The sequence below is a fragment of the Acinetobacter sp. AL9 genome (assembly GCF_041464035.1).
GTDB classification, from domain to species: Bacteria; Pseudomonadota; Gammaproteobacteria; order Pseudomonadales; family Moraxellaceae; genus Acinetobacter; species Acinetobacter towneri.
Genome location: NZ_JAYFSK010000135.1, coordinates 1 through 988, shown reverse-complemented (window position 1 = coordinate 988; position 988 = coordinate 1). Strand labels below are relative to the sequence as shown.

Annotated in this window: 3 protein-coding genes; all 3 read right to left on the bottom strand. The window is 46.1% G+C overall.

Features of this window, described 5'->3' with window-relative positions:
* Positions 1-151: 151 nt before the first annotated feature.
* Positions 152-487, bottom strand: coding sequence for an IS66 family insertion sequence element accessory protein TnpB (gene tnpB / locus ACEO2X_RS13915; RefSeq protein ID WP_140992694.1), 336 nt, complete (start codon positions 485-487; stop codon positions 152-154).
* Positions 484-885 carry a transposase gene (locus tag ACEO2X_RS13910; protein ID WP_371972164.1) on the bottom strand — a complete coding sequence of 134 codons (402 nt, stop codon included), beginning with the start codon at positions 883-885 and terminating at the stop codon, positions 484-486. Before ACEO2X_RS13910 ends, tnpB begins: the two co-directional genes overlap by 4 nt.
* A 9-nt stretch (positions 886-894) precedes the next feature.
* A partial coding sequence (locus ACEO2X_RS13905; RefSeq protein ID WP_178867550.1) for a transposase domain-containing protein occupies positions 895-988 on the bottom strand: 94 nt, incomplete at its 5' end.

Genomic DNA, 988 nt, shown 5'->3' with positions numbered 1-988 from the left:
TGCTGCATCGCCAACTGCCTGGTGAATTCCAGCAGTTGTTCATGGGTCAGTTGGCTTAAGTCAGGCAGCGTATTCATGACCGCAGTATGCCTGAGGTCATGAGAAGAATGAAATAGAACGTTTGGAGGATGGCAGAATAGCCGAGCTTGGTTTAGAGCATCGTGACCACCTGCTGTCGTCCAATGCGCTGCCAAGGCAAACCCTGGATTAATGCCTGTAACTGTTCCAGATTGAGAGCTACGCTTTCACCCTGGTGAACTTTAGCCCAGTGGAATTTTCCCTGTTCCAGCCGCCTGGCACACAGCCAGATGCCCAGTCCATCATGTACCAGCACTTTCATACGATGGCCACGTTTATTACAGAACAGGTAAGCACAATGCGGTTTAATGTAGCCAAAGGCTCTCACCACCTGAGCCATGACAGTATCCATCCCTGCTCGCATATCCAGAGGTTGGGTAGAAAGCCAGATTTCATCGATACGGATCATGTTGCCAGCACCTTGAGTAATTCTGCCAAGGCAGGTATTTCTGATACTTGCCATTTCAAGCCAATTTCTGCTTTTGAGTGGGGTAAAGTAATTTGAACTTTTAACATGTCAGTAGGAGTAGCATCTAATGGTGCAGAGCAAGATAAGGCAATAAATGCAGGTTTATTCGGTAGTGGTGAGCGATCATTCCCTGGCTTAGCATCAATTAAGCGAATCCATTTGGATACAAGATTTGTATTCAATCCATGTTGCAAAGCGACCGAAGCAATTGAAACGTCCGGTGCTTTACAAGCCTGAACGATCTGCTGTTTAAATTCAGCACTGTATGTTCTTCGTTTTTTCGCAAGAGATGCGATGGATGTCTGGTGATTTGTAGGTAAGCGTCCGCTGAACCCCATGCCTATTTTTTAATTCGGTTCAGGTTTCCAGCGGTGTGGTAGCAATTCTTCAATCTGAGTCACTTTATGTGTCGGCAACCTTTTCAGCACATCACTTAAATAG